11 protein-coding genes and 1 tRNA gene are annotated in these 13,186 nt (G+C 43.6%); 5 read left to right on the top strand and 7 right to left on the bottom strand.

Annotation, left to right across the window (positions count from 1 at the left end):
- Window positions 1-601 precede the first annotated feature (601 nt).
- From IQ274_RS18030 to IQ274_RS18020, 3 genes are all read left to right on the top strand, one after another.
- The gene (locus IQ274_RS18030; RefSeq protein WP_194143029.1) at window positions 602-1,996 is read left to right on the top strand and encodes an S-layer homology domain-containing protein; all 1,395 of its coding nucleotides are present in this window, start codon (window positions 602-604) and stop codon (window positions 1,994-1,996) included.
- Between the two features lie 315 nt (window positions 1,997-2,311).
- Window positions 2,312-3,388 carry an SGNH/GDSL hydrolase family protein gene (locus IQ274_RS18025; protein WP_194143028.1) on the top strand — a complete coding sequence of 359 codons (1,077 nt, stop codon included), beginning with the start codon at window positions 2,312-2,314 and terminating at the stop codon, window positions 3,386-3,388.
- A gap of 13 nt (window positions 3,389-3,401) precedes the next feature.
- Window positions 3,402-4,472, top strand: a complete 1,071-nt coding sequence (locus IQ274_RS18020) for a M42 family metallopeptidase (RefSeq protein WP_194143032.1) — start codon at window positions 3,402-3,404, stop codon at window positions 4,470-4,472.
- Window positions 4,473-4,508: 36 nt separating this feature from the next.
- Here the strand turns inward: IQ274_RS18020 and IQ274_RS18015 are convergent, their stop codons facing one another.
- From IQ274_RS18015 to IQ274_RS18005, 3 genes are all read right to left on the bottom strand, one after another.
- A complete protein-coding gene (locus IQ274_RS18015) occupies window positions 4,509-4,847 on the bottom strand; it encodes a type II toxin-antitoxin system PemK/MazF family toxin (protein WP_163934220.1) in 339 nt (112 codons plus the stop codon).
- Complete coding sequence (locus tag IQ274_RS18010; RefSeq protein ID WP_163934217.1) at window positions 4,834-5,043, bottom strand: toxin-antitoxin system, antitoxin component, Xre family protein; 210 nt, start codon at window positions 5,041-5,043, stop codon at window positions 4,834-4,836. The genes IQ274_RS18015 and IQ274_RS18010 overlap by 14 nt, the downstream gene beginning before the upstream one ends.
- 264 nt (window positions 5,044-5,307) lie before the next feature.
- Window positions 5,308-5,379 (bottom strand) — tRNA-Thr (locus tag IQ274_RS18005).
- 33 nt (window positions 5,380-5,412) lie between these two features.
- On the opposite strand from IQ274_RS18005, the gene IQ274_RS18000 reads away from it, so the two are divergent.
- Window positions 5,413-5,697, top strand: coding sequence for a DUF3493 domain-containing protein (locus IQ274_RS18000; RefSeq protein ID WP_185581893.1), 285 nt, complete (start codon window positions 5,413-5,415; stop codon window positions 5,695-5,697).
- Window positions 5,698-6,041: 344 nt separating this feature from the next.
- Here the strand turns inward: IQ274_RS18000 and IQ274_RS17995 are convergent, their stop codons facing one another.
- Window positions 6,042-7,736, bottom strand: coding sequence for a DUF1565 domain-containing protein (locus IQ274_RS17995; RefSeq protein ID WP_163934211.1), 1,695 nt, complete (start codon window positions 7,734-7,736; stop codon window positions 6,042-6,044).
- Between the two features lie 457 nt (window positions 7,737-8,193).
- On the opposite strand from IQ274_RS17995, the gene IQ274_RS17990 reads away from it, so the two are divergent.
- A complete protein-coding gene (locus IQ274_RS17990) occupies window positions 8,194-8,730 on the top strand; it encodes an alpha/beta hydrolase (RefSeq protein ID WP_163934208.1) in 537 nt (178 codons plus the stop codon).
- Here the strand turns inward: IQ274_RS17990 and IQ274_RS17985 are convergent.
- From IQ274_RS17985 to infB, 3 genes are all read right to left on the bottom strand, one after another.
- Window positions 8,727-8,924 carry a hypothetical protein gene (locus IQ274_RS17985; RefSeq protein WP_012412012.1) on the bottom strand — a complete coding sequence of 66 codons (198 nt, stop codon included), beginning with the start codon at window positions 8,922-8,924 and terminating at the stop codon, window positions 8,727-8,729. The two genes, IQ274_RS17990 and IQ274_RS17985, sit on opposite strands and share 4 nt — an antisense overlap.
- 143 nt (window positions 8,925-9,067) lie before the next feature.
- Window positions 9,068-9,697 (bottom strand): low-complexity tail membrane protein, encoded by a 630-nt coding sequence (locus tag IQ274_RS17980; protein ID WP_163934205.1) that lies wholly within the window; start codon window positions 9,695-9,697, stop codon window positions 9,068-9,070.
- A gap of 103 nt (window positions 9,698-9,800) precedes the next feature.
- A complete protein-coding gene (gene infB, locus IQ274_RS17975; protein WP_163934202.1) occupies window positions 9,801-12,962 on the bottom strand; it encodes a translation initiation factor IF-2 in 3,162 nt (1,053 codons plus the stop codon).
- Window positions 12,963-13,186: the final 224 nt, after the last annotated feature.

The raw sequence follows: 13,186 nt of genomic DNA, 5'->3' as shown, positions 1-13,186 counted from the left end.
CAATCATCCTTTTTAACCTGATTAAACCTTGGCTCAAGGTATTTCCTATTCCTCAACTTTCTACAGGATTTTCTTACTTGATTAGCATCATGAATACCTTGCACAATCATCTATTTTTATCTCTTTGATCAGAGTTTTTCTCTTTTTCCTCTGCCTAGAGTGACAAAAGAAAGTTAGAACCTCAAAATCATAAAACTCTTGTATAGCAAGTATTTCAGATTTATTTCTGTTTTTTTCCCAAAAATGTTAGTTTGCCAGAATTTTTGGGAACTCTATAAATAAGCATGGGAATTATAAAAACCTAATGGCTGTAAAACGAAGACAATACGGTAGCTTTTGCTACCGTTTACTCATTTTTAGAGATATTAATAAAGACATTTACTAAGACAACGTGCTGAGTCGGTAGTGTCATTTGGTGATACTGAGAGCCAGGGAGCAGAAGAAGCCGGGGAGTAGATGGTAGGTAAGGGATAGAGGCAGAATAAAAATTAGCTCTTTCCCCTCTGCTCCCTGCTCTCTTCCCCTCTGCCTCTTCTGCCCAATGCTCAATTAATGAACAGTCTGCGCTAGGGTAGGAATTGAAACTCATTTGTGATTTCCTGTGCTTCCCTGTAAACGTCCAGCTGTATTTCTAATTTGGGCTGTTCTACTGACTTCCTTAACAGCCTGTGCTAACAGTCCAGTTGCCAAAAACCTTGAAGAATCTTTGGCGGCAGATCCGAAGCTGCAAAGCAATCCAGTTGTCTTTGGAGAATCTCAGAGTAAGCAACCACAAGCACAGCCAAACGATTCAACAGTTCAGTTACCAGCTGATTTTCCCAAAGATATCCCCCTATATGCCAATGCCAAACTAGAGGAAGTTATACCTGCTAGCGGTTCAGAGAATAAAACCTCAACTCGTTGGTTGAGTTCTGACCCTAGCAACTTTATCGCTAGCTTTTATGGCAACCAGTTTAAAACAAATAACTGGCAGATTTTGCAACAACCAACAGATGATGCGGGAGGTACTTTTGAGGTACGTCGTAACGATTTACTGTTGAAGATTTCCATTCAGCCTAAATCAGTTACTAACGCTACACCCAATCAACCCCAAACCGCCACAGAATTACTGATTGATTACGTACCGAATAGTATTGCTACGGCACAAACTACCCCAAATACAAATTCTAACGAAGCTACTAACGTCGTTCCTCAACCAGGAAATCCACAGTTCATTGGCCCAGTACCACCTGCAAACTTGGCAGCACAGCCACAAAGTACGGCTAATAACCAAACAACTCCTACAGCTACAACTGAATCTCAAGAATTCAGCGATCTGAATAAAGTACCGCAAGAATGGCGGCAACACATCCAAGACTTAGCGGCATTAGGTGTTTTATCCCTAGAACCAAAGGCAACTAAGAGTAATTCTACTACCACAAATAACCAGTTTGAACCCGGTAAAATTGTTACACATCGGGAATATGCTCGTTGGCTCATTGCTGCTAACAATGCTATGTATGCCAGCAATCCAGCTAAACAAATTCGCTTGGCATCAGAAAGCACTCAACCAATTTTTAGTGATGTTACCGCAAAAGACCCTGATTTTCCAGCAATTCAGGGATTAGCTGAAGCTGGGCTAATTCCTAGTCCTTTGTCTGGAGATTCCACAGCCGTTTTGTTTCGTCCTGATGCACCCCTAACGCGGGAACAATTACTGTTGTGGAAATTACCCCTAGATACTCGCCAAGCTTTACCTTCTGCTAACTTAGATACGGTTAAACAGACCTGGGGTTTCCAAGACGCAGCGCGAATTGACCCCAAGGCTTTAAGAGCAGTGCTGGCTGATTACCAAAATAGCGAGCAATCGAATATTCGGCGGGTGTTTGGCTATACGACTCTGTTTCAGCCCAAAAAACCAGTAACTCGTGCTGAAGCTGCTATGACTTTGTGGTATTTTGGCAGTCAAAGTGAAGGTGTGTCAGCGACTGAAGCTTTGAAATTAAAACGAAGTTAAAGCGATGTCTACGAAGGGTTATGCCATTCTGTTGCGGTTAGTTTATCCGTAGCAGAAAAGTGGCAATGCCCAAGCTTTAGCATGGAAAATTTGCGATTTCTTTGTAATACACTGATTTTTTATCAAGAAAATGTAAATGTAAGTGTTTTCAGCGTTTTTACCTGTGTTTGATGAATTTTTGAGGCATAGTTAGGTAAAACAACGTAAATTCACTCAATATACGTACTTAGTTTTGAATTAACTCAAAAAACAAATTGCCAGCGATCGCCTTTTCATTACTTTAAACAAATTAAAAATACCACAGGTAAAACGAAGATGAAAAAACAAGCTGTAGCGGTAGGATTTGTTCTGTTATCTTTCATGTTGCAGCTCAAAGCGAGTGCTGCGAGTTTTACCAAGTTTTATGTATTTGGCGACAGTCTTTCTGATACTGGCAATGTTTTCACTGCTACTAATGGTTTAGCCGCTCCGACAACAGCCATTCCCCAAGATCCACCCTACTTTCAAGGGCGTTTTTCTAACGATCGGGTGTGGGTAGACTACCTGGGAAGTCAGCTAGGATTAAATCCTACCCCATACTTCTTAAGTCCTACTATTCTCAATCAAGGTATTAATTTTGCTGTGGGCGGCGCTAATTCTGGTCAGGGTAATGCTATTGTTCCTAGTGCGCTGTTACCGGGAGTACTAGAGCAAGTCGGCTTATTGACACAACCGATTCTACAAGCCAATCAGAAGCTTGATCCAAATGCACTTTATGCTGTATCGGGAGGTGCAAATGATTATCTGTTTGGTAAAGCTATCAATCCGGCTCAAACAGTCCAGAATTTATCAGATGCAGTAGGGTTACTTGCCTCATCTGGTGCAAAAAATATTTTAGTCTTTAACTTGCCTGATTTGGGCAAGATTCCATTTGCATCCGCTACAGGTCTATCTAGCAACTTGACTGGTTTGACAATTGACCATAACAAGAGATTAGCAGAGGAATTAGACAAATTTAGCAACAACTCGGATTTGAATCTAACGTCTGTGGATGTGTTCTCCCTATTTAATCAAATAGAAGCAAATCCAGGGAAGTTTGGGTTTCAAGATGTGGTTAACCCTTGCGTAATAGGGAATTTTCAGACAATCATCAGTGTATGCCCTCAACCAAACGATTATTTGTTCTTTGATTCTGTGCATCCGACAACAGGCGTTCATAAGTTAGTTGCAGATGCTGCACTGGCGGCGATTGAGGCTAAGTCTGTTCCTGAACCTGCGATAAATTTGGGGATTTTAGCCCTTGGTGCTTTTGGTGCAGTAGGAGTGCTGAAGCGTCAACAAAAAAGATTAGCGCTTGGAGCAACAGGTCGGGTTGTTGATGCACAATTGTCTCATACAACAGTTGAAAATTAAACTAAATGTATTGATGTGGGATTACGATCGCTTATTTGAAATTATTGAAGAATTAGTTATGCACCACTCTCCTAGTGGTGCAGAAGCTGAGATTAACCAGTTGTTGATGCAAAAATTTGCAGCGCTGGGTGTAGAAGTGTGGTGCGATCGCGCCGATAATATTATTGCCAAGATTCCAGGGAAAAATCCAGACCGAGCGATGTCTAACGACAAGCCGCTTCGCGCCTACGCAATCACCGCACATAAAGACGAAATTGGCGCAATTGTCAAGAATATCGGTGATGAAGGTCGTGTGGAAGTCCGTAAACTCGGCGGTTCTTTCCCGTGGGTTTACGGCGAAGGGGTTGTTGATTTATTGGGAGATCAGGAAACCATTAGCGGTATTCTCAGCTTTGGTTCCCGCCACGTTTCCCATGAATCGCCCCAAAAAGTCCAGCAGGAAGATACTACTGTTAAGTGGGAAAATGCCTGGATTGAAACGAAACGCACTACAGATGAACTCGAAGCAGCTGGCGTTCGACCTGGAACTAGAATGGTAATTGGCAAGCATCGCAAGCATCCAATTAGGTTAAAGGATCATATTGCCAGTTACACCTTAGATAACAAAGCCTCTGTTGCCATTTTGCTAGCTTTGGCTGAAAACCTGAAACAGCCAGTTGTTGATGTTTATCTGGTAGCTTCAGCCAAAGAAGAAGTAGGAGCAATTGGAGCGCTATTTTTTACCCAAAATCAACCCTTGGATGCGTTAATTGCTTTAGAAGTTTGTCCATTATCCGAAGAATATCCGATTAAAGATGGAGAAAGTCCTATACTTTTATCTCAAGATGCTTATGGGATATATGATGAGGGACTAAATGGACAAGTACGCCAATCTGCCAAGCAACTTGATATACCAGTGCAGCTAACGATATTGAGCCAGTTTGGTAGTGATGCTTCCATTGCCATGAAATTTGGACATGTAGCCCGTGCTGCGTGTTTGGCGTTTCCTACCCAAAATACACATGGCTATGAGATTGCTCATTTAGGAGCGATCGCTAACTGTATCAGTTTGTTAAGAGCTTTCTGCGAAACTGAGTTTGAGTGATATTTAAAGGCTTTGATTTGAAGGAGCGATCACATATCAACCCAAAATAGCCAGAAAAAGGTTTTGCAAAGTCTGAACGTCTGGTTCCTCAAGTCGTCCTAACTTTTTAATCACTAGCTCTTTATCTATGGTAGTCAAAACTGGTTTAATAATTGAAGGCTTGAGAAGACCAGCTACTCGCCATCCAGCAATTGTGATTTCACCAAAGGAAGTTGCTGGATTTGCTTGACTGGTAATCGCGATCAATATTAAATCCGAACGCTCATGTTGATAGCTATTAGAACTCACAACCACTGCTGGACGTTTTTTAGTAGTAGTTTGGTCAGTAAAGGGAAACGGCACTAAAACAACATCACCAAATTCATAGTTTGTCATATTCTGCATCATCAGGGTTATCCCAGATTTTGAGCAGAACTGGTTCAGAAAGTTTTGCTGCTGCAAAGGTAAGGCTATGATCTGTACTTTGCTGATCCAAAGAATCAATAAAATCTTCAACTAGCAAAACTTTTTCGGGAGGCAACCTTTGAATTTTTTCAAGTAGCCTTTGCTCTGAACTGCTATGAGCCTGCATTGTTTAGATTCTCCTAACCTTGCTTATATTGGTTGCTTTATGCATTCCATTATAGTTTTTGGTTGTCTCTACGACGAAGGCGATCGCTAACTGTGTTGATTTGTTAAAAGCTTTTTGTGAAACTGAGTTCGAGTAAAGGTTTAAAACTAATTTAATCGGTAAAATTAGAGTGCGTAGTTTGCCGCCGTAAGCATAGTTTTTACACCCCTTTGGCTAGATGCTTAATTTATGTCAAAATTTAGTATTGAGGAATACTTTAATCAAAGCCGATGATGGGATTTGAACCCACGGCCTGCTGATTACGAATCAGCTGCTCTACCACTGAGCCACATCGGCGTACACAATCTAAAAGTATAACACAATTTAATCATGGTAGATCAAAATCTCAAAAATCGCCTGAACCCCGAACAGTATGCCAGCCTCAAAGCAGAAATAGCCGCTCCTTATCGGGGCTTACGACAATTTATCTACATCGCTTTCGGTGCTTCTGGCTCCATTGGCGCATTCGTGTTTTTTTTCCAAGTGCTTGCCGGACGGGATGTTGAGAGTGCTTTGCCTAGTTTGGCTCTCCAAGTAGGAATAGTTGCTCTAATGGTCTTCCTTTGGCGCTGGGAACAGCGTCGGCAACAATCAGGGAAAAGTCCTAATTCTTGAAGATAAAAATTTTAGCTGATGACTTTTTTACTGCTTTGTTTATATATATCTTTATATTAATTAATGCTTTTATGAAGATTAAAATATAAAGAGAGAAAAAATAAAAAAATTATTAGGAAATCCCAAAAAGTAAAAATTTCTGAGAAACTAGAAATCGTTGAAACGGGGTCAGCCAATATAAAGACCCTGACCATAAAACAAATCACATTCAAATGGGGTCAGTTATATTTAAAGACCCCAAATTTTATGTTTAAAAACCCCAAAATTAATAAAAACTCGCAATTTTGGAAGCGCCAGACTAATAATTTGTTAGTCTTGGCGCTTTCAATTTGCTAACTAGGCATTTACTGGGCTGTTACCAAATAGGATGAAGGAATTGGTTGGGCACGTCCAGCACTGACGAGTGCCTGGTAAACAAAGGCGGCAACCTCGGCTCTAGTCGCTTGACGATTAGGATTGAGTTGCTTCGCTGTGGGATAGTTGATTACTAGCTGCTGTGCAGTTGCAGCTGCAACAGGAGCGATCGCATAATTAGGAATCTGGGCAGCATCGGTATAAAAAGAAAGGACGTTCTGATTATTCGCAGTTAAGCCCAAACCATTAGCTAAAGAAACTAGCGCTTGCACTCTGGGAATTTGCTGCTGTGGTTTAAAAGTGCCATCAGGATAACCAGAAACAAATTGACTCTGGTAAGCAGATTGAATTGCAGCGTAAGCCCAGAAATTTGTTGCTACATCTTTAAACTTAATACCTGCGCGTTTGGCTGGTGGTGTTAAAGCTTTAGTGACAATAGTGGCAAATTGAGCGCGAGTTACAGGTTCATTGGGTTTAAAGCTGCCATCAGGAAAGCCAGCAATAATATTTTGAGAAGCTAAAGCTTCGATGTAGGTTTTTGCCCAGTAATTTGCTGGCACATCCTTAAAGGCAACAGGCCCTCCAGGTGGTACATCAACAGCTGCGGCAACAAAATCTACTGAGCCAAAAATCTTTTTCTGATCGATATCGTTGCCAACAGCGACAATTTTACTGGTTTTAGTGGCATTGTTCACATCATAACGAGTGTTATTGCGGATAAGATTACCACCAGGATTTTCGTTGGTGCCAAGGTCAGGTAAAGCACTAACAGTTGCTACTACACCATCCCGCTTATTGTTTTGAATGACATTCTTACGCAATACGGGCTTCGCTGACTCTGAGATAAAAAGACCATCTTGGTTTTCAACGATTTGGTTTTCCACAATTAGGGGTGTGGAAGTACCACCGATCGCTAGACCAAAACCAGTATCCTGAAATAAGTTACCCCGAATTTCTCCTTGAGCAGCTTTAGCAATTGAAATCCCATTGCCTTTGTTTTGCACAAAGATGTTACTTTCAATTTTAGGATTGCCTGTACCCGTGACAAAAACACCCTCTCTAACACTGTTAGTAAAAGTGCTGTTTTTAATAGTGGGATTAGTTGATTCCACCCACACAGCCGTACCCCGGCTATTTGGGTTGGTAACGCTGACACCACTAATAGTGGTATCTTGTTCGGCAAGGATGGTAATGTCTTGTCTAGCAAAGGTACGACTAGTGTAGAAACCTCCACCTGTAATTAATATTGCCTGACCTTTACTAGCTTCATCACCCCGCAGTGTCACTCCTGGTTTAAGCAACAATGGGAAGGTTTCGCCACTTTCCTGGTTATAGTTCCCAGGTGCTAATTGAATAACTGCACCTGGTTGGGCTTGACTGAGAGCGAAACTGATGCTTTTGTAAGGTGCAGCTGAGGTTGTACCAGCACTAGCACTATCTACACCCGTTGCGGGATTAACATAAATTGCTGCGGCGGTTGTCGGAACTTGCGCTGTGAGAGTTGGGGCGATACCTTCTGGGTGAGTAGCACCAGCATTAACCGCACCCGGTAGTAATATTGAACCGCAGTAAACCGCGAGCATTGCCGTAAGTCCGGCTCCCCCGCGTAAAGTATATCTGAGATGACTGCTAGAAAGAAGGCGAAAAATTTTCGCTATAGAAATGTGAAAACCCCGATATTTCATTTTTTACGTCTGTGATGTGCTGAATTACGGTATGTCGAACAAGGTTGAAACTAGCAGTCTTGTAGCTGCTGTAAACCCATGCAAAACTATACTGGATGATTAGCACTGATTCAGCTAATTTCCTTAGATACATCACAGAACTTATACATTAGTTATATTATTTTATTCAGAAAATTTTACTAGTACAAGACGGCGCAAGTTTGCCTACCTTTAACAAAGGGATTTTGCCCCTTGTTAAGCCCCAAGTCTAGTTAATCCAGATGGTAGCTGGATTTTTGCCAAGCTGTAGGCTTTCAGGATAAGGCAATGTCTATCGCTGTTTTGTCTAAGCGCTCATCCTGTCTTTGCTACGATTACTAAATTATTTATTTTTTGATATTTCCTAAAGCCAGATGCCGCAACTAATTCTGCTGGAATATCATCACAAGAAAAGCAAACCTACTGGAAATTGGGAGAAATGCGTTTTAAATTTTTGGGGTTGCGTCGTACCTTAATTTTACTAGGTAGTAACTGTCTTGTACTTTGGTCTACTCCTGCCTTTGCTGCGGAACGAGTAGTGCTGAACTATGGTATCTTTCGTGAATCACTTTCAGTAGGTGAACTATCCACCTTTGCCCAAACAGGTGAACTTTCACGTTCATTACGAGTTGATTTTGCGTTAGCACGACAAGATCCTAAAGCTATTCGTAAGTATTTAACGGAGCCTGTGAAAGTAAACCTGGTATTTTTAGATAGAGTTCTGAATAGCCAGATTGGTAATATTATTTTGGATCAAATTAGTCAAGTTATTTATACACCGTCTCGGAGAGCAGATCGGCAGGCTTTGCGATCTGCTTTGGTACTTTCTGCAAGTCAAGATGGGCAGGTGTCGCTAATCGAAATTATTCAAAATTATCCCACTAATGAAGTGGAAGTTGATGGCAAACGCTTGGAGGGTGCATACCGTCAACTTCGTCGCTTGCAAACAAGCCTACAAGATTTACTCAATTTTTAGTAAGCTAAAGTTTCTAAAGTTTCCCTTAAATACCTTTGTACCTGCTGTTCCAAGCGAATTCCGTGTAATTGAGCATCACGTTCTAGTTGCCAGCGTTGAAAACCGGAACTAGTGGAGATCGCACATTTGAGGCTATACCAAATTTCAGTATCAGCAGAAAATTGGCGATCGCTAGAAGCTGGAATTTGAGCCATAGTTCCTCATTCCTTTATTTTTACTTGCAAGGTAATTGGGCATTGGTCATAGGGCATTGGGCATCGGTAATTTCCCGATTCTTCTCTGCCTCTCTGCTTCCCTATTGCTTATTTTTAGCCTTTTAAAGTAAATAATATTACTTTCAGGGCTGTGATGAATCTGTATTAATCCTAAACAAGGATTGCAATAATCGGGGCACGATTTGATTAACCCGCACCCCTAAAATTGTGAAATCTTGCTTAATCTTTTCTAAAGATAATGGTTCTATGCCAGCGAATTCTGTCTCATTAATCACTAAAACTCGCATTACACTCACAGGTATTTGTAAAAATAGATTGCTGCCTAAAAAGGCTAGTCCCGCAAGCACTAGTGCAAGGCTGCGCCATTGTGGAAGGAATTTGGCTGAATCTGCTACTAATGGGGCAAATTGGTAAAGATGCCACAGCACCAAAATCGACAATACTGCTGCCACTAATGCCAGGATACGATTTAACTTTGTATTAATTAAACAGAGAATTTTTCGCTGCCGCTCAGTCAGATTTTCTGGTTTTAGGGCTATTCCTAAAAGAGCGAATATATAAAAAGGGCGGCGTAACTGCATCCATAGCAGGGGGAGAATACCAATGGCGGAAACTAAAAATAGCTCCATCCAGACTGGCAAAAACGGCTCGCCTACAGACAAAAATATTAAGCAGAGTACTAAAAAAACAGGCAACGTCGCCAATCCAGCGACGTGAATCCACAAAATAGGTTCAGAGCGAAATGAATGCATAATAAAAAGTTATGAGTTAAGAGTTAGGAGCTTGGAATTAGCAGTCTTTAACTCCTAACTCCTAATTTATTACTCCTAACTTCTAACCATTTTACCCTTAACACTATCTCGTTAAGGTGAGAGTGCGGCGCTTCGTAACCATCTGATAGGATTCGATGATGTCACCTTCAACCCAATCATTGAATTTATCCATACCGACACCGCATTCATAACCGGCGTTGACTTCACGGGCATCTTCTTTCATCCGTTTTAGGGAATCTAGGACACCTTCATAAATCACCTTACCGCCGCGTCGTACCCTGACTTTGCAGTTACGAACTAGCTTGCCAGATTGAACGTAGCAACCGGCAACAGCACCGCGACCGACTGGGAAGACGGCACGAACTTCGGTTTGACCCAAGGGTTCTTCCACCAACTCTGGTTCCAAAAGACCTTCCAAGGCATCTTGGATATCTTCTAGGAGTTTGTAGATGACGTTGTATTCCCGGACATCTACACCCGCTTCATCGGCGGCTTGTCTAGCGCCACTGGCAAAGGTGGTGTTGAAGCCAATGATTACAGCATTACTGGCAGCTGCTAAGTCGATGTCTGTCTCGGTGATTTCCCCAGCAGTAGCCAAGAGCATCCGAATTTGGACTTCGTTTTGTGGGATTTGCTTGAGCGCTCCCACAATGGCTTCTACGGAACCTTGTACGTCTCCTTTCAAGATCAAGTTGAGTTCTTTCAACTCACCTTCTTGTGCTTGAGCCGATAAGGTTGTGAGGGTAACACGTCCCTGTAACAGGCGGGATAGGCGTTGTCTGTCGGCGCGATCGCTAGCGAGGGCTCTGGCTTCTTTCTCGTTCTGGAAGACCTCGAACTCGTCGCCTGCTGCTGGCACATCACTTAACCCCAATACCTCGACAGCAAAGGAAGGAGAAGCGATATCCACTCTCTTGCCTCTGTCATCCACCATCGCTCGGACTTTACCGAAGGCCGAGCCAGCTACTAAGATATCTCCCACATGCAGGGTGCCATTCTGAATTAGCAGGGTAGCAACTGCTCCCTTGGCTTTATCCAGATGTGCTTCAATGACAGTTCCTTTGGCGGTACGATCTGGGTTGGCAGATAGTTCTCCAACTTCTGCTACCAAGAGAATCATTTCTAAGAGCGTATCCAGATTTTCACCTCTGATGGCGCTCACGGGAACCATGATTGTCTCACCACCCCAATCTTCTGCGGTCAGACCATACTGGGTTAGTTCTTGTTTCACCCGCTCTGGCTGTGCCCCTTCTTTATCAATTTTGTTGATTGCAACAACAATTGGCACTCCCGCAGCTTGAGCGTGGCTAATAGCTTCAATGGTTTGGGGACGGACACCATCATCAGCAGCCACTACTAACACGGCAATGTCTGTTACCCGCGCTCCTCTGGCCCGCATCGCTGTAAAGGCTTCGTGACCAGGGGTATCCAGGAAGACTATCTGCTGTGGTTTGCCCTCATGTACCACATCCACATGGTACGCACCAATGTGCTGAGTGATACCGCCAGCTTCGCCAGCAGCCACTTTGGTTTTGCGGATTGAGTCGAGCAGGGTTGTTTTACCGTGGTCTACGTGACCCATAATTGTCACGACAGGCGGACGGCGATGAAGATATTCTTGGTCTTCTGCGCCGACCATTTCCGTAATTTTCCGAGCTTCTGCTTCTCGCTCGACGGTTTCGACTTCTATTTCTAGTTCTTTTCCTACCAGGGTAATTGTGGGAATATCCAGATTTTGGGTGATACTCACCGCCATGCCTTTAAGGAACAGGATTTTGACAATCTCTGTATCGGCAACGGCTAAAACGTCGGACAGTTCTTGTACAGTTAACGGCCCTGTGATCGTCACTTTTTCGGGACGATCGCGTTTTGTATCGGCTTCTTGTTGGCGACGGTTATTGTGATGGTCGCGGTTGGAACCAGATTTAGAGCCAGGTTTTCTACTTCCTCTGGCAGTTGGGGCGCTAGCAAGGCTTGCACCCGGCATCTGTACAGGTCGAGTCGCTTTTGGCTTGGGAGGACGAGCGATGGAAAGGCTGACTTGGACGGTTGCTGGTGAGTCGATATCGTCATCATCCAACAAATCTTCTTCAAATTCATCATCCAATATCGGCTTGATCCGCTTGCCTTTTACGCCAGCTTTAGCCTTCTCTTTAACTTCGTCGATTATTTCCTCTTCTACCCACTTTTTGCCGCCTTTGGTCGGGCGAGGCGGACTTGGGCGTTTCAAATCGAGGAGATCGGGTGTAACTGGCTCATCACCCAGTCCTTGAGATTTGCCCGCTATTCCTGACATTTGTCTGGGTGGAGTAGCGATCGGCATTGCGGCTGCTACTGATTCACCAGGACGCGCTGGTCTGGGTCTTTGCCCCTCTCCTAGTTGTGATGGTGCAGATGGTCGATTGCCTCTCTGCTCTGGTCTGGTGGGTGCAGGGGTAGGTCGAGCCTGTCTTTGTGGCGCAGATTGTGGAGACTGGTCAGTTGGCAGTTTAGCAACTCTGGGTTTAATTTGCTCGCGATCGCCTTCAACGGGACGTAGCCGTTGGTCGCGTTTGAGAATCGGTTTATCTGCTTGAGATACTGGCGGCTCATCTACCACCACCTGCGCTTCTTCCGCCGCAGGTCTGGCTGGAGGAGCAACTAGTTGTGGTTTGATCGGTTTTTCCGATTTCGGTCTTGGTGGAACTACTTTTTCCGGTTTTTGGGATGCTACTTTTTCCGGTGCCTGACTTGGATTAGGTGTTTGTTCCAAGTCGGTGACAGGAGGTTGCTCTTGAGTCTCAGATTGAGTCCGGGGCACAGGTCGAGTTGGTGCCGCCGGCTTCATGGGTGAGGCTGGTGTAGCAAAAGGCCGTGGAGGTGAGGGAGGATTAGCTTCAGACAAGGCAGCTTGGGTATTGTTGGCAACTGACGCCTCTGGGGCGTTGGAGGTAGTATTTCTCAATATTTTGGGTTTGCGTATTTCCAAAATTTGCTGTTTGTGGGGTGCAGCAGGTCGGTTACGTCCGCCGTTTGGTGGTGAATTTGGCTTATGGCTGGTTGTACCTAGTTCCTTTTTGGCTGAAACATTGGTAGCTGCGAGCTTTTCCGCAGCCGTGCGGATGTTTTCTGCCTCGGATTCTGAAATCGTGCTGCTATGACTTTTGACCGCGATACTGAGCTGGTCGCAAATTGCTAGTAGCTCTTTGTTATCCAAATTCAATTCCTTTGATAATTCATAGATTCTAACTTTGCCGTTGGTCATCCACTCTTCCCCTTTAATTTACAGTTTTAGCGGATGGTTGCCTGGTTTGCGACATCTCCATCCTTGGATTACTGTTTTTAGACCGCCGTTTAGTTTTTGCCGGTGCCTCCAATCAGGAAAGAGAGATGTTTCGGTTTAATAATGGCATCCCCACCAGGAATGATGGTTGAGGGACACCCATAAAAATTTTTTAAATAAAAGATTTTTATAGGAATCCTTGACGC

The sequence above is a fragment of the Nostoc sp. LEGE 12447 genome (assembly GCF_015206985.1).
Lineage (GTDB): Bacteria > Cyanobacteriota > Cyanobacteriia > Cyanobacteriales > Nostocaceae > Nostoc.
The sequence above is the reverse complement of the archived record's forward strand: the minus strand, read 5'-3'. Positions and strand labels throughout refer to the sequence as shown.

Excerpts from the sequence above, each read along its gene's own strand:
- IQ274_RS17980 (WP_163934205.1), bottom strand. The coding sequence starts at position 9,697 with ATGCATTCATTTCGCTCTGAACCTATTTTGTGGATTCACGTCGCTGGA.
- IQ274_RS18025 (WP_194143028.1), top strand. The coding sequence starts at position 2,312 with ATGAAAAAACAAGCTGTAGCGGTAGGATTTGTTCTGTTATCTTTCATG.
- IQ274_RS18010 (WP_163934217.1), bottom strand. The coding sequence starts at position 5,043 with ATGCAGGCTCATAGCAGTTCAGAGCAAAGGCTACTTGAAAAAATTCAA.
- infB (WP_163934202.1), bottom strand. The coding sequence starts at position 12,962 with ATGACCAACGGCAAAGTTAGAATCTATGAATTATCAAAGGAATTGAAT.
- IQ274_RS17985 (WP_012412012.1), bottom strand. The coding sequence starts at position 8,924 with ATGGCTCAAATTCCAGCTTCTAGCGATCGCCAATTTTCTGCTGATACT.
- IQ274_RS18015 (WP_163934220.1), bottom strand. The coding sequence starts at position 4,847 with ATGACAAACTATGAATTTGGTGATGTTGTTTTAGTGCCGTTTCCCTTT.
- IQ274_RS18020 (WP_194143032.1), top strand. The coding sequence starts at position 3,402 with ATGTGGGATTACGATCGCTTATTTGAAATTATTGAAGAATTAGTTATG.
- IQ274_RS17995 (WP_163934211.1), bottom strand. The coding sequence starts at position 7,736 with ATGAAATATCGGGGTTTTCACATTTCTATAGCGAAAATTTTTCGCCTT.
- IQ274_RS17990 (WP_163934208.1), top strand. The coding sequence starts at position 8,194 with ATGCGTTTTAAATTTTTGGGGTTGCGTCGTACCTTAATTTTACTAGGT.
- IQ274_RS18000 (WP_185581893.1), top strand. The coding sequence starts at position 5,413 with ATGGTAGATCAAAATCTCAAAAATCGCCTGAACCCCGAACAGTATGCC.